Origin of the sequence: Vibrio sp. 10N.222.52.C3, assembly GCF_041474195.1 — a bacterium.
GTDB classification, from domain to species: domain Bacteria; phylum Pseudomonadota; class Gammaproteobacteria; order Enterobacterales; family Vibrionaceae; genus Vibrio; species Vibrio crassostreae_C.
In genome coordinates this window covers 1-297 of record NZ_JBFRTQ010000254.1, presented here as the reverse complement: position 1 = coordinate 297, position 297 = coordinate 1, and the positions used below count along the sequence as shown (strand labels likewise).

Genomic DNA, 297 nt, shown 5'->3' with positions numbered 1-297 from the left:
TCCTGCACGACCCACCATTTCCTCCCAAGGAAATAAAAATATGGGGCTATAGCTCAGCTGGGAGAGCGCCTGCCTTGCACGCAGGAGGTCTGCGGTTCGATCCCGCATAGCTCCACCATTCCTTCCATTAGGAATTAAAACTTTATGGGCGATTAGCTCAGTTGGGAGAGCACCTGCCTTACAAGCAGGGGGTCACTGGTTCGAGCCCGGTATCGCCCACCATCTTTAAGCATTCTCGTAAGAGAGTATTTAAAAATGGGTTTAAAAGTTTAACACTTAAAACTCTTGCTCTTTAAC

The 297-nt window shown here is 47.8% G+C and carries 2 tRNA genes; both read left to right on the top strand.

Annotated elements, in window-relative coordinates:
• The first annotated feature begins 42 nt into the window (after positions 1-42).
• Positions 43-118: transfer RNA gene (locus AB4517_RS22765), tRNA-Ala, on the top strand.
• Positions 119-146: 28 nt separating this feature from the next.
• A tRNA-Val gene (locus AB4517_RS22760) sits at positions 147-222 on the top strand.
• The last annotated feature ends 75 nt before the right edge of the window (positions 223-297 follow it).